Genomic DNA, 20,301 nt, shown 5'->3' with positions numbered 1-20,301 from the left:
GGCGCGGATTTGAAAACCGTGCCGCTTCGTTGCGCGTGGCAGGAGCTTTGTGATGTTTGATATCGGCTGGAGCGAGTTGCTGGTGATTGCGGTCGTTTTGATCGTGGTTGTCGGTCCCAAAGACTTGCCGCCAATGATCCGCGCCTTCGGGAAGACGATGGCCGGCTTGCGCAAAATGGCAGGGGATTTTCGTTCGCAGTTCGATGAAGCCTTGAAAGAGGCTGACATGGACGATGTGCGCCAGACGATTGCCGATGTTCGTAATCTCAACCCGACCAATTCGTTGCGCGATGCGATGAACCCGCTTCGCCAGCTTGGCAACGAGATCCGTTCCGATCTTCAAAGTGCAACAACGCCGCCTGCGTCTCCAGCCACTAGTGCGCCGGTTGGCGCGCCCGCCGTCAGCCTGTCCGAGCCTGAGATGAAGCTGCCGGATGGCCCGCCTGTGGTCGCAACGGCACCTGCGCCAGTCGTGGCGGCTGCTGCGGTTTCTGAAAAGCCCAAGCGCACTCGCAAGCCAGCGGCAGACAAATCCGTTCAGGAAGTCGAAGCCGAGACGGTTGCTGCAAAACCGAAGCGGGCGGCCAAAACGATTTCCGCCAAGACGGAAGCTGCGAAATCCGCCAGCGCCAAACCTGTCGCGCCGCAGAGCGTTGAGCCCGCGACATTGACCGATGTTGCCGCAAAAACGGCAAAGGTCAAAGCGGCCAAAGCTACTGTCGTGGCTGGAAAGCCCGTGGTCGAAAAGGCCAAGGCTATGGTGAAAAAGCCCGATACGACAAAGACGGCAGTGGCAACGCCTGCAAAAACAGTAAAGACGGCCAAGGCCAAGAAGGGTGAAGCATGAGTGGCGATACCGATGATAAGCCTCAGCCGCTTATTGAGCACCTCATGGAATTGCGCACACGGCTGATCTGGTCGATCGGCGCGTTCTTCGTTGCTTTTCTGGGTTGTTTTGCCATTGCCAAACACCTGTTCAACCTGCTGGTCATTCCTTACAAATGGGCTGTAATCTGGGCTGGTCTGGATGTTGCAAAGTCGTCCTTGATCTATACTGCGCCGCAGGAATTCTTCTTCACGCAGATCAAGGTCGCGATGTTCGGCGCGCTGGTGATTTCCTTCCCGGTGATTGCCTCGCAGCTCTACAAGTTCGTCGCGCCCGGCCTTTACAAGAATGAGCGTGCGGCCTTCCTGCCGTTCCTCATTGCATCACCGCTGCTGTTTCTTCTTGGCGGCGCGCTGGTCTATTTCTTCTTTACGCCGATGGTAATGTGGTTCTTCCTTGCCATGCAGCAATTGCCGGAAGATGGCGAGGTGGCGATTTCTCTGATGCCGAAGGTGTCGGAATATCTCAGCCTCATCATGACGCTGGTGCTGTCCTTCGGTCTGGTTTTCCAGTTGCCTGTTATCACCACGCTTCTGGCACGGGTTGGTTTGCTGACCAGCCAGTGGCTGAAAGAAAAGCGTAAATTCGCCATTGTCGCAGCCTTTGTGGTTGCCGCCGTGCTGACGCCGCCGGACCCGATGTCCCAGATCGGTCTTGCGTTGCCCGCGATCCTTCTCTACGAGGTTTCCATACATTTGGCTCGACTCGTGGAAAAAAAGCGCGCTGAAGAAATCAAAGGTCGGGAGCTGGAAGACTCCACCGAGACCTGACGGTTTCCGCCAGCTCCTTTCTCCAGACGCCGGGTCGCTTGCCCCGGCGTTTTGTTTTTTGAAGCAAGCCGCAAGATGCAAAATAACCGTCTGGAACCAGTACGATGCACGACATTAAATGGATACGCGAAAACCCTGAAGCTTTCGACGCGGGCCTTGCACGCCGCAACGCCGAGCCTCAGTCCGCAAGCCTGATTGCGCTTGATGAAAAGCGCCGTTCCGTGATCCAGTCGCTGCAAGACATGCAATCGCGCCGCAATGCTGCCTCCAAGGAAATCGGCGCGGCGATGGCGCAGAAGAATGCCGAGCTTGCCGAAAAGCTGAAGGCGGAAGTTGCCGATATCAAGGAAAACATGCCGCGTCTGGAAGAAGAAGATCGTCAGGTCAGTGCAGAACTGAACGATGCCCTGTCGCGCATTCCCAATTTGCCGTTTGACGATGTGCCTGTCGGCAAGGATGAGCACGACAATGTGGTTGCCCGCGTTGTCGGTCAAAAGCCCGGCTGGAACCATGCGGCGAAAGAACATTTCGAAATCGGTGAAGCGCTCGGCTACATGGATTTCGACCGTGCGGCCAAGCTGTCCGGTTCGCGCTTTACCGTGCTGACCAGCCAGATTGCCCGTCTTGAGCGGGCGCTGGGTCAGTTCATGATCGACCTGCACACCAGCGAACATGGCTATACCGAAGTATCGTCGCCGCTGATGGTGCGCGACGAGGCGATGTATGGCACCGGCCAGCTTCCGAAATTTGCCGAAGACCTGTTCAGAACGACCGATGGCCGCTGGCTGATTCCGACTGCCGAAGTGACGCTGACGAACCTCGTTGCCGGGGAAATTCTGGACGGCGAAAAGCTGCCGCTGCGCTTTACGGCGCTGACGCCATCCTTCCGCTCGGAAGCCGGTTCTGCCGGTCGCGATACACGCGGTATGTTGCGCCAGCACCAGTTCTGGAAGTGCGAACTGGTGTCGATTACGGATGCGGAAAGCGCCCTTGAGGAACATGAGCGCATGACGGCGTGTGCGGAAGAGGTGTTGAAGCGCCTTGGTCTGCATTTCCGCACCATGACGCTGTGCACCGGTGATATGGGCTTTAGCGCACGCAAGACCTATGACCTCGAAGTGTGGTTGCCGGGTCAGGATACCTACCGCGAAATTTCGTCGGTGTCTGTCTGCGGTGATTTTCAGGGACGGCGCATGGATGCGCGCTATCGCGGCAAGGGCGAGAAGGCCACGAAGTTCGTTCACACGCTGAACGGCTCCGGCACGGCGGTCGGTCGCTGCCTCATCGCGGTTCTGGAAAATTATCTGAACGACGATGGTTCGGTCACAATTCCGGACGTTCTGCTTCCTTACATGGGCGGTCTGACGCGCATCGAAAAGGCAGCGTGAACCCTCGCTGTCCGTCATTCCGGCCTTGAGCCGGAATCCAGCCAGCCCAAGTCCTTGGGCTGAAAAGAGGTCTCCCGCCGCGCAGACGCGCGTCGACTGGGAGTTGCTCCGAGTATGAAAGAAACGAGAGCGGGGAGGAGACAGCCATGCGGATATTGCTGACGAATGATGATGGTATTCATGCCGAAGGCTTGGCGGTGCTGGAGCGTATCGCTCGCACGCTGTCCGACGATGTGTGGATCGTGGCGCCGGAAACGGATCAGAGCGGCCTTGCGCATTCGCTGACTTTGTCCGAGCCGCTGCGTCTTCGCAAGATTTCCGACAAGCATTACGCGCTGCGCGGCACACCGACCGATTGCGTCATCATGGGTATTCGCGAAGTGCTGCCGGGCAAGCCGGACCTCGTTCTATCCGGCGTCAACTCCGGTGCCAACATGGCCGATGACGTGACCTATTCCGGCACGATTGCGGGTGCCATCGAAGGCACCTTGCAGGGTGTGCGGTCGTTTGCGATCAGCCAAGCCTATGCGCACACCGGCCACGCGGAGCGCGTTGTGCCGTGGGAGGTGGCGGAGACACATGCGCCTGAACTCATTCGCAAGCTGCTCAATGTCGACCTGCCTGAAGGCACATTCCTCAATCTCAACTTCCCCAATTGCGCGCCTGACGACGTGCAGGGTGTAAGCGTAACCGGACAGGGCAAGCTGGACTTCGGCATGACCGTGGAGCAGCGCCAGGATGGCCGTGGCCTTCCTTATTACTGGCTGCGGTTTGGCGAGCGGCTTGGCAATTTCGCCGAAGGCACGGATATCCATGCCGTCAAGAACGGCCAGATTTCAGTTACGCCACTCAAGCTTGACCTGACGGATTACACGGTGAAAGATCGTGTTGCCGAGGCGCTGGGATTGGGAGTGAAAGATTGAAATCCGCAATGGTCGAGAAAGAGGGATTTGCCGCCCTTGTGCTGAGGCTGAGGGCTGAAGGCATTTCCGATATCGACCTGCTGACGGCGGTGGAGCAGACACCACGCTCGCAATTCGTGCCCGCGCAGTTTACGGCGGACGCCTATTCCAGCCGCACCATTCCCATTGATTGCGGTGCCTTCATGGAAAGCGCCGATATGGCGGTGAAGACGGTTTACCGGCTTCAGGTCAAGCCCGGCCAGCGCGTGCTGGAAATCGGCACCGGCAGTGGTTTCATGACGGCGGTGCTGGGACGTCGCGCCGAGCGTGTGGTGTCCATTGAACGTTACAAGACGCTGGTTCAGCTTGCGCAGAACCGCATGGACGATCTCGGCATTCGCAATGTGGTGATTCGCCAGGCCGACGGATCGAACGGTCTGGTGGGTGAGGGAACCTTCGACCGGATTGTTTCCACCGTCGCTTTTAACGCCGTGCCGCGTTTCTTTACCGAGCAGATCGTTTCCGGCGGCATGATGATTGCTCCGATCATTCTGGAAGACGGGCGCTGCATCATGACCCGTTTTTCCAAGACCGGCAGCCGCTTTGAGCGGGAAGAGCTGTTTGAAACGCCCTATTTGCCGATAGAAACGCACGTTGCGCGTTATCTGTAACAAAATGACATTCCGTTCCTGCATAGGGAACAAATGCATATTTTTCCCAAGTTATTGATTAGAAAAATCTTTCTTCAAATTTTCCCTGCGAAACGGGCCTTTTGGCCGCGTGTCATGGTTATCGAAGTGTCAAAAAATATCTGAAGACCTTAACGTTTTAACGGCGTGGTAACACTAACACGCTTTAATCATCTCCATCGAAGCATGGTTTTCCCGTTTCGGGAGAGGGGCCCTGCAAAGTGTTGTTTCAGCCGTATCGAGTCCGATGCGGGGTTGGCGTCAGTGTAGATCGAGTGTTGCGTATGAGTAATTCGCCTAAAATCGGAAAATCAATCGCAAAGATGTTCGCAGCAGTTTTGCTGGCAAGCGTCGCAACGGGATGTAGCTCTGATGCCACGCGCTTCGGCGGCCTGTTTTCAAGTGGGCCGGATCAGATGACGACAGCATCCATTCCAAACCGGACCGCTGGTGGCGCATATGGTCAGGCACCCGTGCCGCAGGGCGATGTGAACAGTGGTGGATATGCGGCTGCCGCGCCACAGGGTGGCTATTCCAACCAGAACGGTGCGAACAACCAGCAGTACCCGGCATCCAACGGCGGTTACGGTTCGGTGCAGCCGTCCTCAGCGCGTGCGGCGTCTTCATCTGCGCCTGTTCAGCGTGCCGAGCTTTCGGCTCCGTCTCCTGCATCCAGCCGCGAACCTGCGACCCGTCGCGAAGCGATGTCACAGCCGTTCCCGTCTGCCTCGTCCAATCAGGCGCCGTCCATGGCGGCTGCACGTCCGGCCAACACCAGTGGTGGAGACAACCTTTCCACCGGCTCCATCAAGGCTGATGGCAATGGCTGGCACACGGATGGCGCGTCGTCTGTGACGCTGAAGTCTGGCGAAACCATCGCAACGCTGTCCAGACGTTACGGCGTACCGGAAAAGGCGCTGCTTCAGGCCAATGGTCTGTCCACCGCGTCTGCCGCTGCACCCGGTCAGAACATTCTCATTCCCAAGTTCGGTCAGTCCCGTAATGCGGCCCGTGCCGTGTCCGGCAATATCGACCTGAGCAAGAACAATAACGGTCCGGCGCCGACACGCGGACAGGAACAGAACCTTGCCGTTCTGCCATCGCAGAACGCCGCCCGTGACAAGGTTGCGGCAGAAGGCGGCAAGTTGACACCTCCCGGTGGCAAGCCGCTTCCGCCAGCTGGTGGTTACAAGGTTCAGGCCGGTGACAGCATCGCGAAAGTTGCCCGTGCAAACGGCGTTTCGGTTGCCGAGTTGAAGGCTGCCAACGGCATCACCGACGGCAATATCCGCATCGGCCAGACGCTGAAAATTCCAGGTGCTGGAACAGATGGCATCAAGACCGCCTCCGTTCAGCCGCAGGCCGCCGCCCAGCCAGCCGCACCAAAGCATGTTGAAGCTCCGGCCATTGCCAAGGCAGAAGTGCCAAAGGCACCGGCAGCAGAAGCCAGCGTCAGCGATGTCGAGAAGAAGTCTGACATGGCATCGCTTGCACCAGAATCCACAGGCATCGGCAAATATCGCTGGCCGGTTCGTGGTGCCGTGATCTCCGGTTTCGGTGAAAACGTCGATGGCAGCCGTAACGATGGTATCAACATCTCCGTTCCAGAAGGCACGCCGATCAAGGCTGCTGAAAACGGTGTGGTCATCTACTCCGGCAACGGTTTGAAGCAGCTCGGCAACACGGTTCTGATCCGTCACGACGATGGCCGCGTCACAGTGTACGGCAATGCCGCAAGCCTTGATGTGCAGCGCGGCCAGAAGGTGCAGCGCGGCCAGACCGTTGCGACATCGGGCATGACGGGCAGCGCCAAGCGTCCACAGGTTCACTTCGAAGTCCGCAAGGATGCGACACCGGTGAACCCATCCTCTTTCCTTGAATAGGGTATAGCGTTTCAAGGGTCGGAAAAGCCGGGTTAACGCCCGGCTTTTTCTTTTTCAGAGCATTTCCAGCAAAAGTGCGAAGCGGGTTTGCGTTTCGGAGAAAGGCGGAAATGCTCTACGATTTTGTAAGGCCGACTGTTTTTTCAATGAAATCGGCAATGCTTGCCGTATCGTCCAGATCGAAAACCGGAAGGGACGTATCTGTCACGGCATGGTCGGCGGCGATGGCGACGATGTGCGGGTCGCTGGGGGCCAGCGGTTGGGTTTTCGCGGCCTCCAGCCTGCGGGCCTCGATCTTGGGAACCGGCTCGTATTTGTAACCCTCGATCAAGACCAGATCACAGGGCGCGATGCGAGCGAGGATGTCCTCGAAGGATGGTTCCGGCGCGCCGCGCAATTCATGCATGATGGCAAAACGGGTGCCGGACACGATGGTCACTTCATGCGCGCCCGCCTGCCTGTGCCGCCAGCTATCGGCACCAATCTTGTCGATATCGAAATCATGATGCGCGTGTTTGATGGTGGAGACGCGATAACCGCGCTGCGTCAACTCGGTGACGATGCGGACGGCGAGGCCGGTTTTGCCGGAGTTTTTCCAGCCGGAGATGCCGAAAACCTTCTGCGTCATGCGCTCATACTCTTGAGAAAGTTTTCCGCCGTCGCAAGCTCATCCGGCGTGTTGATGTTGAAGAACGGATCGATGGACGCTGTGGCACTTTCCATGGGCGGGAAGGACACGCCGAGGGTCGCATGGCGGGCCAGAAAACTGCGAATGCGGCGGTTGTTATCATCCGCCAGCCAGCGCTCCAGATCATCCGCTATCGCGATAGGCCAGAGGCCAAAAACCGGGTGAACATGCCCGCCGGATGCGGCGATAATGACCGATTTTTCGCCGGTGATGTGGTCTGCAAGGCGCGACGCCAGATCAGCGGGGAAGAAGGGGCTGTCTGCCGGAACGGTCAGGACGTGCGTTGCTTTGGGGGCCGCAATGGCAAAGTGGCGCATCCCGGCGAGAATGCCAGCCAAGGGACCGGCATGACCCGTTTTCCGATCTGGAACCAAGGGCAGGGCAAAACTTTCCGCCCAGCCCGAAGGCGCATTCAGGGCCAGCGTGGACACTTGTGGTGCAATGTGGTCGATGACGTGGGAGAGCAGCGCTTTGCCGCCCAGCGGGCTCAGCGCCTTGTTCGTTCCCATGCGTCGAGACAGGCCACCGGCCAGAATAAGACCGGGCGGTATGTGAATGTCGGTCATGGCTGACCTTCCTGCACGCGGTTGCCGTGGCTGCGCTCCTGTATTCCGGCATACACGCTGCTGCCAAGCGCAAGGACCGCATTGGCCATCATCACCAGCAAGAGCGGCATTGTGCCTGATTCTTCCGAGAGCAGCGACGAAGCGACAACAGAGAGTGCCGCGCCTCCGGCGATGACCAGTGCCCCGCCGAGGCCGGATGCGGAACCGGCAAGATGTGGCTGTACGCTGATCATGCCAGCATTGGCGCTGGGTAATGTCACGCCGTTACCGATGCCGATGAGGGCGAGTGGCAGGAAAAATTCGTAATGGCTGTCTATGCCAAGATAGGGAAGGGCGATAGCGCCAGCGACGCCTATGGTCGAGATGACGTTGCCCGCCAGCATCATCGTGGGAATGCCGACCCGCCGGGCATAACGGCCAGACAGGAAGTTGCCGAGCATATAACCGCTGGCCATGAAGAAAAATTGCATACCAAGCATGGCCGGTGTGAGTTCATACAGCACGGTGCCAACAAACGGCGCGCCGCCCAGAAACGCGAAGAACAGGCCGGACGAAAAGGTCGAGGTGATTGTGTATCCCCAGAACCGGCTGGAGCGCAGCAATTGCGGCCAGGCGTGAAACTGTGCCGAGAAGCTTGCGGATTTCTGACTGTTGGTTTCGCCGAGATCGAAAAATACCAGAAGCAGAACAGCAATGCCGCAGAGTGCAAGGAGCACGAAACTCGCCTGCCAGCCGGCAATATCGTTCAGCACGCCACCGATGGCGGGACCGACCATCGGCACGATGGACATGCCCATGGTGACGTAACCGATCATCGAAGCGGCCTGGTCTGTTGGAACCATATCGCGAACGATGGCGCGCGACAGCACGAAGCCTGACGCGATGACGGCCTGCAACAAGCGTCCGGCCATGAAGACGGTTGTGTTGGGTGCCAAAGCGCAGATGATCGTTGCCGCGACCATCAGCACAAGTCCTGCCATCAACACCGGACGACGGCCGTAAAGATCGGAAAGCGGCCCGATGGCCAGTTGCAACAAAGCCGTTGCGGCGAGATATCCCGACACGGCAAACTGCATGACGGCATAATCCGTCTGGAAATAAACTGCCATGGCTGCCAGCGATGGCAGAAAGATATTCATGCACAGCGCCGGAATGCCAGCCACAAGAACAAGTGTCACGATGTGCGGCGGCGTCGATCTGTCGAGGAAACGGACGGCGCTCATTGTATTCTCGTGGAGGTTTTGGCAATCGGTGCCCGATGACGCCGGCTTTCACGATAGAAGGTGTAAAGGCCTGATGCCACGATGATGGCCGTGCCGAGCAAGATCCAGCGGTCCATATGCTCTCCGAAAACGAAAAAGCCGATAGAGAAAGCCCAGATCATGCTGGTGTAGCGGAAGGGGGCGACGAAGGCGATATCGCCACGGCGCATGGACAGAATGACGGCCTGATACCCCACGACGACCAGAACTGCCGCTGCCAACAGATGCGACCAGACGTAACCATCCATCGGTTGCCAGCCGCCGAACGGCACGATCAATGCCGCGCCGAAGATGGTGTTGACGATGGCCGTCGTCATCGTCACCGCGAGCGATGGAATGTCCTTGTACATGCGCCGCGTCAACAGATCCCGCCCCGCGGTGACGAAGACGGCGCCAACCACCAGCAGGGCTGCGGTGGTAAAACCATCCGGGCCGGGTCTCAAAATAATCAGCACGCCGATGAAACCGACGAGAATGGCCGTCCAGCGCCGCCAGCCCACGGGTTCTTTCAGGAAGAGGGCCGCACCCAGCGTCACGGCCAGGGGAAGCGATTGCATGATGGCGGAGACATTGGCAAAACCCATGGACGCCAAGGCCCGCAGATAAAGAATGGACGCCGAGACTTCACACAGGCAGCGCAACAGGATGATGGGCCGCAGCATGGACTTTAATGGTCGCAGCGCGCCCATATGGCGGGCGATGAAATAGACCATGACGCAGGTGATCATGCCGCGTACAAAAAGAATCTGGCCTGCATTGATGTAGGGCGTGACGGATTTGGTGAAAGCGTCGTTTACCGTAAAGCAGGCCATCGCGAGCGCCATCAACAACGCGCCACGCGTATTATCCGTCAGTGCCATTATTCCATTCCCAGATATGCAGAAGCGCGTCTCGTGCAGATACATGCAGGACGAAGCACGCCCACTCCTCATGGACTAGGTGGTGACATGGCGAGGCAGCGATTTCAATCGAATTATTGTGAGAAATCTGAACAGAACGGCATCAACCGCCGGTGACACTCATGTGTCGTGAAACCGCAGGGCGGTTGTGGGTGCGGTCGATGATGAAATCATGGCCCTTCGGCTTGCGCAAAATGGCATCGTCGATAGCCTGCGACAGAAGTGCGTTGTCATCGGATGCGCGCAGTGCGGTGCGCAGATCGGCAGAGTCATCCTGACCCAGACACATATAGAGCGTGCCCGTGCAGGTGAGGCGGACGCGGTTGCAGCTTTCGCAGAAATTATGCGTCATCGGTGTGATGAAACCAAGCCTGCCGCCAGTTTCCTTCACCTCGACATACCGTGCCGGACCCCCGGTTTTATAGGGAATTTCACTGAGAGTGAATTTCTCTTCGAGCGAGGCGCGGACCTGCGACAGCGGCAGATAACGGTCCGTGCGATCCTCCTCGATGTCGCCCATCGGCATGGTTTCGATGACGGTCAGGTCCATGCCGCGCTCATGGGCAAAGCGCATGAGATCGGGGATTTCGTGTTCGTTGAAATCCTTCAGCGCCACGGCGTTGAGCTTGATTTTGATGCCGGCGGCCAGCGCTGCATCAATGCCGCCCATGACCTTGGAAAAATCACCCCAGCGGGTGATCTGCCGGAATTTATCCGGTTCGAGCGTATCCAGCGACACGTTGATGCGGCGCACGCCGCAATCGTAAAGTTCTGCGGCATGGATTGCGAGTTGCGAGCCGTTCGTGGTCAACGTCAGCTCATCCAGCGTGCCGCCCTGCACATGGCGACCGAGTTCCCGCACCAGATGCATGATGTTCTTGCGCACCAGCGGTTCGCCGCCGGTCAGTCTGATCTTGCGAACGCCCTTGGCGATGAAGGCAGAACAGAGCCTGTTCAGCTCTTCCAGCGTCAGCAAATCTTTCTTCGGCAGGAACGTCATGTGTTCGGACATGCAATAGGTGCAGCGGAAATCGCAGCGGTCCGTGACGGAGACACGCAGATAGGTGACGGCGCGTCCGAAGGGGTCAACCATCGGCGCCTTGCTTTCCATCAGGGATGTCGCTTTTTCGAGCGATCCGAGGAAGCTGTTCAACCTGAAATCTCCAATATAGCTGCTGCTCTGTCTTAGCATGTAATGTCTTGCCCGAAGGCAGGCAAGATCATAAGTGTGCAGTATATTATCAAGTGATGGAAATGAAAAATGAGTGAGCCGTGGCCAACGGAATTGCGGATTTCGAAAGACCGGAAGCATCTTGTCGTCACATTTGAAAATGAGCAGTCATATGATCTGCCCGCAGAGTTGCTGCGGGTGCTGTCTCCATCGGCGGAAGTGCAGGGGCATGGACCGGGGCAGAAGACCACCGTTCCGGGCAAGAAAAACGTCACCATCCGCTCCGTTGTCGCTACCGGAAACTATGCGGTTCGCATCGCCTTTGATGATGGGCATGACAGCGGCATTTTCACATGGCGGTATCTGTTTGAGCTTGGGCAGCAGGGCGATACATTGTTCATTGATTATGAAAAGGAACTGGCGGAAAAAGGGTTGAGCCGGGAGCCGCGAATCCGGTAGCTGCTAACAAATTTCATTCAAGAACAGGGGTCGCCACTTGGCAGTCGAGGGAAACGCAAATGATCTGGCTCAAGTGGTCGTCCTGTTGGCAGCGGGCGTCGTTGCTGCGCCCATCTTCAAGCGTATCGGCCTTGGCTCTGTTCTGGGTTATCTCGCTGCCGGTCTGGTGATTGGCCCCTTCGGGTTTGGCGCCTTTTCCGATCCGCAAGCCATTATCCACATTGCCGAACTTGGCGTGGTGATGTTCCTGTTCATCATCGGTCTGGAAATGCAGCCGTCGCGGCTGTGGTCCATGCGCAAGGATATTTTCGGACTGGGTGCCTTGCAGGTGCTGACCTGCATGGGCGGGCTGACGCTGATTGGCGTAGCGCTTGGTTTTCCCGTCATTCCGTCCTTCGTGGCGGGAACGGGCTTCGTTCTGACATCCACCGCCATCGTCATGCAGATGTTGCAGGAGCGGAACGGTCTTTCGACCGTCAAGGGCCAGCGCATCATTGCCATTTTGCTGTTTGAAGATCTGGCCATCGTGCCGCTTTTGATCCTGGTTACGTTTCTGGGCGCGGGCGGTGAAGAGGTCACATTTTCCGAACGCCTGACGTCGATTGGTATCGCGCTTGCGGCGATTGCGGCGCTGATCGTGGCGGGCCGTTATCTGCTTAATCCTCTGTTCCGGCTTCTGGCCTCTTCCGGTGCGCGCGAAGTGATGACGGCCGCTGCCTTGCTGGTGGTTTTGGGGTCGGCGCTGCTGATGCAGGTCAGCGGGCTTTCCATGGCCATGGGCGCGTTTCTAGCGGGTGTGCTGCTGTCGGAATCCTCGTTCCGCCACCAGTTGGAAGCGGATATCGAACCGTTCCGTGGCATTCTGCTCGGCCTGTTTTTCCTGGGCGTCGGTATGGCCATCAACCTCACGGTCATTGCTGCAAACTGGCAACTCGTGCTGCTCAGCGTCGTCGCTTACATGCTGCTGAAGGCGACATTGATTTATGCCGTTGCGCGTGTGGTGGGAGCGCGACGTCGCGAAAGCATCGAACGCGCCGTGTTCATGGCGCAGGGCGGTGAATTTGCCTTCGTGCTCTATTCCGCCGCCGTGACCGCTGGCATTCTTGATGCTGAAGCCAATGCCATTTTGACGGCGACGATCATTATTTCAATGATCCTCACACCGCTGATGGTGATCTTGCATGACCGTATCGTTCCAGCCGCCATTCCTGACACGGATGACCTCGATACGCCGGAAAGTGTAGAAGGCAGCATTTTGATGATCGGCTTTGGCCGCTTCGGCCAGATCGTCAGCCAGCCACTTCTGGCGCGTGGTTATACGCTGTCGCTGGTCGACAAGGATGCCGACTTCGTGCGCGATGCCGCCGGGTTTGGCTTCAAGGTCTATTACGGCGATGGGTCTCGTTCGGAAATCCTTCATGCGGCAGGCGCCGGTTCTGCGCGGGCGGTGTTGATCTGTATTGACGATAAGGAAGCGGCCATTCGCATCGCGGAAATCGTCAAACACGAGTTTCCCTTGGTGCCGGTGCTGGCCCGTGCCTTTGACCGTGGCCATGCGCTTGATCTGCTCAAGGCCGGTGTGGATTACCAAATCCGCGAAACCTACGAGTCCGCGCTGAATTTCAGTGAGGAAGTGCTGATGGCAATCGGTGAAGAAACGGAACTTGCCGAGCGTTTGGTCGAGGAATTCCGTGACGTGGACAAAGAACGTTTCGCGCTTGAAATCGTTGGCGGTATCTACGCCGGTCGCTCGCTTATTCACGGCAATGCGCAACCTGCCGATATCGTCGCGGCCCGTACGGCGCGTGAGAGAGCGGAACGTGAAGCGCGGGAAAAGGCGGAAGAGCGCTCCTGACCGGACGACGTCATAGCGCTGTTACATCAATCCTTTTCAAGAGAGAAATGGGAGGAAATTTCAATGACAATCATCCGTTCTGTTGACGACCTGAAACAGATATATGCCGGTGTGTCGGAGGCTTCTGTGGCCAAGGTCACATCCGCATTGACCGCCGAATATCGGCAGATGATCGAGGCTTCGCCTTTTCTGGCGCTGGCCACCATTGGTCCAGAGGGGATAGACTGTTCTCCGCGTGGTGACAAAGGTGGTGTGGTCAGGGTCCAGGATGAAAAGACGGTGCTGCTGCCGGATTGGCGCGGCAACAACCGTGTGGATTCACTTCTCAATATCGTCCGCGATCCGCGTGTGGCTCTGATGTTTCTCGTTCCCGGCTCCAACACGACCATGCGGATCAACGGCAAGGCCGTGGTTTCGGTTGATCCAGCTTTGCTGGAAAGCTTCGAGATGTATGGCAAGCATCCGCGCACGGTTATCGTCACCACCATCGACGAGGTGTATTTTCAATGCGCCCGTGCGCTTATCCGTTCTGAACTGTGGAAGACGGAGAACTTTGTCGATCCCGCTTCCTTGCCGACGCCGGGCACGCTACTGAAAGCGGCCAAGGCGGATTTCGACAAGGAAACCTACGATCGGGAATGGCCTGAACGAGCGGCCAAAACGATGTGGTGAGTGTAAGACGACGTCGGGAGGCGGGCGCTTACTTCTTGTAAATCAGCCAGCTTTTGTTCGCGTAGTTCTTCTGCATACCGTCTTCAAAAAAGACGGTTCGGTTTCGGCCTGTTTCTTTTGCCTGATAAAGCGCGGTGTCAGCGCAGGCATAAAGTTCACCGGGGTTCTGGGCCTGTGAGGCGAGAGAATAACCGATGGATATCGTGACCTGTCCGTAGTCCGTGCCGGACTTTGAATTGCGGAACGGCGTTTTTTCCAGCGACATGCGAATGCGCTCACAAACGACGTGAATTTCTTCCTGGCTGTTGCCTTCCAGAATAATCGCGAATTCCTCGCCGCCGCTTCGCGCGACAAAACCATCCTTGCGGACGTTTGCACGGATGACCGAGGCGACGGTCGCCAAAATCTTGTCGCCGACAGGATGGCCGAACGTATCGTTGATACGCTTGAAATTGTCGACATCCAGCAGCACGAGTGCCGAAAAATGAAGGCCGATATTCGTATCGTATATGGATGCCAGCCTGTCATCGAAGGCTCGGCGGTTTGCCAGTCGCGTCAAGGAATCGGTGTTGGCGATGCGCTTGTATTCATCAAGTTCGAGGCGAACCTGCTGCATTTCCTCGGCGTGCCGGTCAAAATCCTTCGACGTGCTTTCGTTTTGGGTGATCTTGTTTCCAGTTGCATCTGCCAGCAGCGAAATGGCGGTGCGCAGAAGATGGGCGCTGTTGAGGTTTTTATCCGTGATGCCGGCGCGGGTTTCATCCAGAATGCGGTTATAGTTTTCAAGGCAGGTTTGTTCGTGCCGCAAAACGAGCAGAAGCGCATCCAGTTCCGAATGAAGCTTGGTGTGAACGGCCTCGATGAGCTGTCCGTGATTATGATCGAAATAGCGCGAGCCAAGCTCGTCCATCTCTTCCTGCGTGGCGCGGCTTCCAAGTGCAGCAAGCTCCCGCGTCAGAGCAGGGTTGGATCCAATATAGGCTTCGTAAAATAAATTGTAATTACGTGGAATCGGAGCAACGCCCATATTCCGCATGGCAAATAAAATTTGTCCCGCGATATCAGGTGCTGGCGCCTTGGGCGTTGATGTTGAATTCATCAAGTCACTCCCGGAAACTATATTAGTATTTTTGCTTATAATGCTGCATAACTTCTTTTGAAAACCTTAACTGATGGGAATAGTTTTCATTTCACAAGAAGACAACGGGTTCAGTTACCACTCTTTTTTAGTATGCGAGACATATAATTAGAATCGCCTAAAACAGAAGGTCATATGACATAACATCTTGTAGGTTATTTTAAACAGGTAAAATTTCACACGCTAAGTATTTTATTCAATAGTCGCCACCATTTGCAAAGCAAATAAAGACGGCTCCGAAGAGCCGTCTCATGAATGGACTTACTTAGGGCCGATCATGTTCTCAGGGCGAACATATTGGTCGAATTCCTCGTTGGTCAGATATCCGCCACCGACGGCTTCTTCACGAAGCGTCGTGCCGTTCTTGTGCGCGGTCTTGGCGATCTTGGCGCAGGCGTCGTAACCCAGCTTGCCGTTGAGAGCCGTCACCAGCATCAGAGAGTTTTCAACGCCCTTTTTGATGTTGTCTTCGCGGGCCTCGATGCCGACCACGCAATTGTCGGTAAAGGACACCGCAGCATCGCTGAGAAGCTGAACCGATTGCAGGAAGTTATACGCCATCATCGGGTTGAAGACGTTGAGTTCGAAGTGACCCTGCGAGCCTGCGAATGTAATGGCGGCCTGATTGCCGAAGATGTGCGCGCAAACCTGCGTCAAGGCTTCGGACTGTGTCGGGTTGACCTTGCCCGGCATGATGGACGAGCCGGGTTCGTTTTCCGGCAGAGCCAGTTCGCCGAGGCCAGCGCGAGGACCGGAACCGAGGAAGCGAATGTCGTTGGCGATCTTGAACAGCGCTGCCGCCGCGGCATTGATTGCGCCGTGTGAGAAGACCATCGCATCATGGGCTGCAAGGGCTTCGAACTTGTTGGGTGCGGTGACGAATGGCAGGCCGGTGATCTTGGCGATCTCTTCGGCAACCTGTTCGGCAAAGCCGATGGGTGCGTTAAGACCAGTGCCAACGGCGGTGCCGCCCTGTGCCAGTTCGTAAAGACCAGACAGCGTCAGCTCGATGCGCTTGATGGCGGAGGCGACCTGTGCGGCGTAACCGGAAAATTCCTGTCCCAGCGTCAGCGGTGTTGCGTCCTGCGTGTGCGTGCGGCCAATCTTGATGATGTGGGCAAAGCCCTTGGCCTTGGCATCCAGCGCCGCGTGCAGGTGCTTGAGGCTTGGCAGCAGGTGGTGAACGATCTGCTCTGCGCAGGCAATATGCATGGCCGTCGGGTAGGTGTCGTTGGACGACTGGCTCATGTTGACGTGGTCGTTGGGGTGAACGGGCTTCTTGGAGCCCATCACGCCGCCGAGCATTTCGATGGCCCGGTTGGAGATGACTTCATTGGCATTCATGTTGGACTGTGTGCCGGAGCCGGTTTGCCAGACGACGAGCGGGAAGTGGTCATCCAGCTTGCCATCGATGACTTCCTGCGCGGCCTTGATGACGGTTTCGCCAAGCTGCGCATCAAGTCCACCCAGCGCCACATTGGTGCGGGCTGCGGCCTGCTTGACGATGCCAAGCGCACGAACGACCGAGGCGGGCTGCTTTTCCCAGCCGATTTTGAAATTTCCGAGCGAACGTTGTGCCTGAGCGCCCCAATAACGGTCGCTTGCAACTTCAATCGGGCCAAATGTATCGGTTTCGGTGCGTGTGGCTGTCATCAGTCCTGCCTCTCCTGTGTGGTCCTCCGCCAAGACAGCCTTTCCGCTGGCCTTGCGCGCGCAGACATATAGAACCATCCCTGATTGATGGAAAGCCTGTCTTGACGCGGATCGCCATATTTCCCAGCGGATTCGAAAGTCCGGGCGAGTGACTTTTCGGTAACGTGGCTCGAATGCGTAAAAATCCTGTGCTGCGTTGCGACAACCTCGAAAACTTGTTTGCGCAATATGAGGAAATTAAAGAGAAATTTAACTATTCTCGCCAAACGTGGGGGCCTATGCCCGAACGATTTTTCGTCTCGGCGACTCATATCTGGCACTTGATTGGACTTCATGCGTTTTCTTTCCAAAAGAAGGCCAATCAGCTAGACAGGCACATACTCTTTACGCGCCGCGATGATTGACGGCGCTGAATTCGGCGAGGACTAAATTGCAAATCACATCAGGAAAAACATCGGCAGCATTGATACTGGCTCTCGGTCTTTCCGTCTCGGCGGTCGTGCCCGGCACGGCTGGTGCCGTCACCCTCATGGATCTTCTGCGCGGTGGACCGGGCAAGATCGAGCGTGAACGTCAGGATCGCGGTTTGCCGGGTGTGACGCAGCCGGGTGAGCGCACGTCCGTCGCGGGCGATTCCGACCCTGAGCCGCTGCCGCGTGTTTCCGGTCCTCGCTATTATACCTACAAGGCCGATGGCACACGCGCTGTCGATACCTCGAAATTTCCCGCTGGTCTGGCTGGCATAAAACTCTCCGCAACGCCTGAAATCGCCAAGGCTCTGGAGACCTATTACAATGCCGGTGGCGCGCCCATCTGGGTTGCCAATGGCGACCTGAGCGAACGCGCTAGCGCCGTTCTGGCATTTTTCGAAACCGTTGGTGAAAGCGGCCTCAACCCCGCCGACTACAGCATTTCCGCACCGTCTCAGGACGTGACCGCCAGCATCACGGCAGAGCCGCAGGCGCAGGTTCAGAACGTGTCTGTGTCCGCAGGGCAGAGCGCTTCGCCAGCGATTATGCAGTTCGAACTGGCGCTTTCCGCAAAGGTTCTGGCCTATGTGCAGGACACCGTGCGTGGCCGCGTGGACCCGAACAAGCTGTCTGGCTACCATGATTTCAAGCGCAAGACGGTGAACCTCGCGCCCGTGCTGAAGCTCGCCAGCATGAGCCCGAATGTGACGTCTTATCTGCGCAGCCGCGAACCTTCCAATGAAGAATATCAGGGTCTGAAGGCCGAGCTTGCAAAGCTGCGTGATGAAGACAAGGGCGGTGACAACAAGGTTGTCGTGCCTGCAAATCTGGTTCTGAAGCCCGGCGAAAACACCGCCGATATGGCAAGTGTCGTCAACGCCATCGCGCACCGGTCTTCCGCTGCCTTGAAAAGCGGCCACGCGGCCACGTTTTCAGCCTATCAGCAGACGCCTGAATATACGCCTGACCTGGTTGATCTGGTCAAAGCATTCCAGAGCGAAAACGGCTTGAAGGCTGATGGTGTTATCGGCCGCGCCACCGTGCGTGCCATGACGGGCGACAGCAACGAAGCCAAGATTGCCAAGCTGGAAGTTGCCATGGAGCAGGTCCGTTGGTTGCCTGCTGATCTCGGTGAACGTTTCGTACTCATCAACCAGCCCGCATTCATGGCCTACTACCATAATGAGGGCAAAGAAGAGTTCGGCATGAAGGTGGTTGTCGGTTCCAAGGCGAACCAGACCTACTTCTTCCAGGATGAAATCCAGACCGTTGAATTCAACCCTTATTGGGGCGTTCCGCAGTCCATCATCATCAACGAAATGCTGCCGAAGCTTCGCAACGATCCGTCCTATCTGGATCGCCTCGGCTACGAGGTTTCCGTCAACGGCCGTGCGGTGTCGTCGTCCAGCGTCAACTGGTATGGCTCCACAAACGCGGTTTCGGTTCGTCAGCCACCAAGCAGTGACAACGCGCTCGGCGATCTGAAAATCCTGTTCCCGAACGCACATGCCATCTACATGCATGACACGCCGTCCAAGAGCTTCTTCAACCGCGATATGCGCGCGCTCAGCCACGGCTGTATTCGTCTGGTCGATCCGCGCCGCATGGCCGCTGCCGTTCTCGGCACGTCTCTGGATAACGTGAACAAGCAGATTGCTGCCGGACAGAACCGCGCCGTTCAGGTGCCGACCAAGATTCCGGTCTATGTGGCCTACTTCACCGCATGGCCGGACAAGGACGGCAAGGTGCAGTATTTCGATGACGTTTATGACCGCGACAGCTTCGTCATGAAGGCTTTCGACGTCACGACGAAGGCGCGGGCTTCGTCTATCTGACGTATCCAAGCGAGGAGACGATACGCTCTCCTCCGTCATCCTCGGGCTTGACCCGAGGATCCAACCACGTCGGACGTAGCAGATCCTCGGGTCAAGCCCGAGGATGACGTTGAGTGTGATGGGATGGCATTGGCCTAAATGCCTAACGAGGTTCTTTTTTCAGGCAGGGTCATGCGGGACATTCAGGCAGTCATCGATTCCATTTACGAAAAAATGCAGCCCCGCTTGGGTGAGGGGAAGGTCGCGGACTATATTCCCGAGCTTGCCAAGGTGGACCCGAAACAGTTCGGTATTGCCGTAACCACTGTGGAAGGCGAGACTTTCGTGGCGGGCGATGCGCTGACGCCCTTTTCCATCCAGAGTATTTCCAAGGTTTTCATGCTGACGCTGGCGCTCGGCAAGACAGGTGAAAGTGTGTGGAAGCGGGTCGGGCGGGAGCCATCCGGTTCCTCGTTCAACTCCATCGTTCAGTTGGAGCGGGAAGCGGGCATTCCGCGCAATCCCTTCGTCAATGCCGGTGCTATCGTAGTGACGGACATGGTGCTGGCCGGGCACCAGCCGCGTGAAGCGATTGGTGAGCTGCTACGCTTTATCAGGTATCTGGCCGATGACGACACGATTTCCATCGACAACACGGTTGCCAAATCCGAACACGCAACGGGATATCGAAACTTCGCGCTGGCCAATTTCATGCGCAGCTTCGGCAATCTGCATCATCCGGTCGACAATACGCTGGGCGTTTATTTCCACCAGTGCGCGCTTTCCATGAACTGCGTTCAGCTGGCGCGGGCGGGGCTGTTTCTGGCCAATCGCGGACGTAATCCGCTGACCGGCCATTCCGTTGTGTCTGAAAAACGATCACGGCGTATCAACGCGCTGATGCTGACCTGCGGGCACTATGATGGATCGGGCGATTTTGCCTATCATGTCGGCCTGCCGGGCAAGAGCGGCGTGGGCGGCGGCATTCTGGTGGTGGCACCCGGCAAGGCGTCCATTGCCGTCTGGTCTCCGGGTCTGAACGAGGTCGGCAACTCCGCACTTGGCTCTGTTGCGCTGGAAATGCTGGCCAACGAAATGGGCTGGTCCGTATTCGGGGCTTGATCTTCAAGGCGTAT

19 protein-coding genes are annotated in these 20,301 nt (G+C 57.2%); 12 read left to right on the top strand and 7 right to left on the bottom strand.

Going from position 1 to position 20,301, the window contains the following annotated elements:
- The first annotated feature begins 52 nt into the window (after nt 1-52).
- The 6 genes from tatB to RMR16_RS07125 all read left to right on the top strand — a co-directional run bounded on the left by tatB (nt 53) and on the right by RMR16_RS07125 (nt 6,518).
- Nucleotides 53-847: a Sec-independent protein translocase protein TatB gene (gene tatB / locus RMR16_RS07150; RefSeq protein ID WP_320201545.1), complete on the top strand. Its 795-nt coding sequence runs from the start codon at nt 53-55 to the stop codon at nt 845-847.
- Nucleotides 844-1,656, top strand: coding sequence for a twin-arginine translocase subunit TatC (gene tatC / locus RMR16_RS07145; RefSeq protein WP_320201544.1), 813 nt, complete (start codon nt 844-846; stop codon nt 1,654-1,656). The genes tatB and tatC overlap by 4 nt, the downstream gene beginning before the upstream one ends.
- 104 nt (nt 1,657-1,760) lie before the next feature.
- Nucleotides 1,761-3,044 carry a serine--tRNA ligase gene (serS, locus tag RMR16_RS07140; protein WP_320201543.1) on the top strand — a complete coding sequence of 428 codons (1,284 nt, stop codon included), beginning with the start codon at nt 1,761-1,763 and terminating at the stop codon, nt 3,042-3,044.
- Between the two features lie 146 nt (nt 3,045-3,190).
- Nucleotides 3,191-3,967 carry a 5'/3'-nucleotidase SurE gene (gene surE, locus RMR16_RS07135; RefSeq protein WP_320201542.1) on the top strand — a complete coding sequence of 259 codons (777 nt, stop codon included), beginning with the start codon at nt 3,191-3,193 and terminating at the stop codon, nt 3,965-3,967.
- Nucleotides 3,964-4,617 carry a protein-L-isoaspartate(D-aspartate) O-methyltransferase gene (locus RMR16_RS07130; protein WP_320201541.1) on the top strand — a complete coding sequence of 218 codons (654 nt, stop codon included), beginning with the start codon at nt 3,964-3,966 and terminating at the stop codon, nt 4,615-4,617. Before surE ends, RMR16_RS07130 begins: the two co-directional genes overlap by 4 nt.
- A 341-nt stretch (nt 4,618-4,958) precedes the next feature.
- A complete protein-coding gene (locus tag RMR16_RS07125) occupies nt 4,959-6,518 on the top strand; it encodes a LysM peptidoglycan-binding domain-containing M23 family metallopeptidase (protein WP_320201540.1) in 1,560 nt (519 codons plus the stop codon).
- 115 nt (nt 6,519-6,633) lie between these two features.
- Here the strand turns inward: RMR16_RS07125 and mobB are convergent, their stop codons facing one another.
- The 5 genes from mobB to moaA all read right to left on the bottom strand — a co-directional run bounded on the left by mobB (nt 6,634) and on the right by moaA (nt 11,044).
- Entirely contained in the window at nt 6,634-7,146 is a 513-nt protein-coding gene (gene mobB, locus RMR16_RS07120; RefSeq protein WP_320201539.1) for a molybdopterin-guanine dinucleotide biosynthesis protein B, read from the bottom strand.
- Nucleotides 7,143-7,772, bottom strand: a complete 630-nt coding sequence (gene mobA / locus RMR16_RS07115; protein WP_320201538.1) for a molybdenum cofactor guanylyltransferase MobA — start codon at nt 7,770-7,772, stop codon at nt 7,143-7,145. The genes mobB and mobA overlap by 4 nt, the downstream gene beginning before the upstream one ends.
- Nucleotides 7,769-8,995, bottom strand: a complete 1,227-nt coding sequence (locus RMR16_RS07110; RefSeq protein WP_320201537.1) for a multidrug effflux MFS transporter — start codon at nt 8,993-8,995, stop codon at nt 7,769-7,771. The genes mobA and RMR16_RS07110 overlap by 4 nt, the downstream gene beginning before the upstream one ends.
- The gene (locus RMR16_RS07105) at nt 8,992-9,894 is read right to left on the bottom strand and encodes a DMT family transporter (protein ID WP_320201536.1); all 903 of its coding nucleotides are present in this window, start codon (nt 9,892-9,894) and stop codon (nt 8,992-8,994) included. Before RMR16_RS07105 ends, RMR16_RS07110 begins: the two co-directional genes overlap by 4 nt.
- 142 nt (nt 9,895-10,036) lie before the next feature.
- Nucleotides 10,037-11,044 carry a GTP 3',8-cyclase MoaA gene (moaA, locus tag RMR16_RS07100; protein ID WP_320201563.1) on the bottom strand — a complete coding sequence of 336 codons (1,008 nt, stop codon included), beginning with the start codon at nt 11,042-11,044 and terminating at the stop codon, nt 10,037-10,039.
- A gap of 150 nt (nt 11,045-11,194) precedes the next feature.
- Between moaA and RMR16_RS07095 the strand changes: the two genes are divergently transcribed.
- The 3 genes from RMR16_RS07095 to RMR16_RS07085 all read left to right on the top strand — a co-directional run bounded on the left by RMR16_RS07095 (nt 11,195) and on the right by RMR16_RS07085 (nt 14,090).
- Nucleotides 11,195-11,563, top strand: coding sequence for a DUF971 domain-containing protein (locus RMR16_RS07095; RefSeq protein WP_320201535.1), 369 nt, complete (start codon nt 11,195-11,197; stop codon nt 11,561-11,563).
- A 37-nt stretch (nt 11,564-11,600) separates the two neighbouring features.
- Nucleotides 11,601-13,418: a monovalent cation:proton antiporter-2 (CPA2) family protein gene (locus tag RMR16_RS07090; RefSeq protein WP_320201534.1), complete on the top strand. Its 1,818-nt coding sequence runs from the start codon at nt 11,601-11,603 to the stop codon at nt 13,416-13,418.
- A 63-nt stretch (nt 13,419-13,481) separates the two neighbouring features.
- The gene (locus tag RMR16_RS07085; protein ID WP_320201533.1) at nt 13,482-14,090 is read left to right on the top strand and encodes a pyridoxamine 5'-phosphate oxidase family protein; all 609 of its coding nucleotides are present in this window, start codon (nt 13,482-13,484) and stop codon (nt 14,088-14,090) included.
- Nucleotides 14,091-14,118: 28 nt separating this feature from the next.
- Here the strand turns inward: RMR16_RS07085 and RMR16_RS07080 are convergent, their stop codons facing one another.
- Both RMR16_RS07080 and fumC read right to left on the bottom strand, forming a co-directional pair.
- Entirely contained in the window at nt 14,119-15,189 is a 1,071-nt protein-coding gene (locus tag RMR16_RS07080; RefSeq protein ID WP_320201532.1) for a GGDEF domain-containing protein, read from the bottom strand.
- A 300-nt stretch (nt 15,190-15,489) separates the two neighbouring features.
- Nucleotides 15,490-16,881: a class II fumarate hydratase gene (gene fumC, locus RMR16_RS07075; protein ID WP_320201531.1), complete on the bottom strand. Its 1,392-nt coding sequence runs from the start codon at nt 16,879-16,881 to the stop codon at nt 15,490-15,492.
- A gap of 173 nt (nt 16,882-17,054) precedes the next feature.
- Here fumC and RMR16_RS07070 point away from each other — a divergent pair, with 173 nt between their 5' ends.
- The 3 genes from RMR16_RS07070 to RMR16_RS07060 all read left to right on the top strand — a co-directional run bounded on the left by RMR16_RS07070 (nt 17,055) and on the right by RMR16_RS07060 (nt 20,287).
- Nucleotides 17,055-17,285, top strand: a complete 231-nt coding sequence (locus tag RMR16_RS07070; protein WP_320201530.1) for a hypothetical protein — start codon at nt 17,055-17,057, stop codon at nt 17,283-17,285.
- Nucleotides 17,286-17,317: 32 nt separating this feature from the next.
- Complete coding sequence (locus RMR16_RS07065) at nt 17,318-19,186, top strand: L,D-transpeptidase family protein (protein ID WP_413786041.1); 1,869 nt, start codon at nt 17,318-17,320, stop codon at nt 19,184-19,186.
- 171 nt (nt 19,187-19,357) lie between these two features.
- On the top strand, nt 19,358-20,287 hold the full coding sequence (locus RMR16_RS07060) for a glutaminase (protein WP_320201561.1): 930 nt from the start codon (nt 19,358-19,360) through the stop codon (nt 20,285-20,287).
- Nucleotides 20,288-20,301: the final 14 nt, after the last annotated feature.

Source organism: Agrobacterium sp. rho-13.3 (assembly GCF_033957765.2).
GTDB lineage: Bacteria > Pseudomonadota > Alphaproteobacteria > Rhizobiales > Rhizobiaceae > Agrobacterium.
The sequence above is the reverse complement of the archived record's forward strand: the minus strand, read 5'-3'. Positions and strand labels throughout refer to the sequence as shown.